The sequence below is a fragment of the Bacillus sp. SN1 genome (assembly GCF_002796895.1).
Classification (GTDB): Bacteria; Bacillota; Bacilli; order Bacillales; family Bacillaceae; genus Bacillus; species Bacillus inaquosorum.
The window spans coordinates 1-443 of record NZ_PHIE01000017.1 but is presented as its reverse complement, the minus strand read 5'-3'; the positions used below and the strand labels follow the sequence as shown (position 1 = coordinate 443).

Annotated in this window: 2 tRNA genes and 1 rRNA gene; all 3 read right to left on the bottom strand. The window is 47.2% G+C overall.

The features are described 5' to 3' along the window. Positions 1-126: 126 nt before the first annotated feature. Positions 127-202: transfer RNA gene (locus CVV77_RS21875), tRNA-Ala, on the bottom strand. A gap of 11 nt (positions 203-213) precedes the next feature. Next, positions 214-290, bottom strand: a tRNA-Ile gene (locus CVV77_RS21870). 101 nt (positions 291-391) lie between these two features. Continuing rightward, positions 392-443, bottom strand: a 16S ribosomal RNA gene (locus tag CVV77_RS22235); the annotation flags it as partial.

Below are 443 nucleotides of genomic sequence, written 5' to 3'. Positions count from 1 at the left end.
CTCCTAGTGCCAAGGCATCCACCGTGCGCCCTTTCTAACTTAACCGTTAAAAAGAATCACTATGTGATATCTTGTCTTACTAATTGAATGTGATGTCTACTGTTATCTAGTTTTCAAAGAACACGTTGGTGGAGCCTAGCGGGATCGAACCGCTGACCTCCTGCGTGCAAAGCAGGCGCTCTCCCAGCTGAGCTAAGGCCCCATTATTTAAGATGGTGGGCCTGAGTGGACTCGAACCACCGACCTCACGCTTATCAGGCGTGCGCTCTAACCAGCTGAGCTACAGGCCCATCTTAACTTATTTAAGGAACAAAGTTCCTTCAAAACTAAACAAGACAGGGAACGTTCTGTTTATAAGACCCAAGGTCTTATATTCCGTAAATATCCTTAGAAAGGAGGTGATCCAGCCGCACCTTCCGATACGGCTACCTTGTTACGACTTC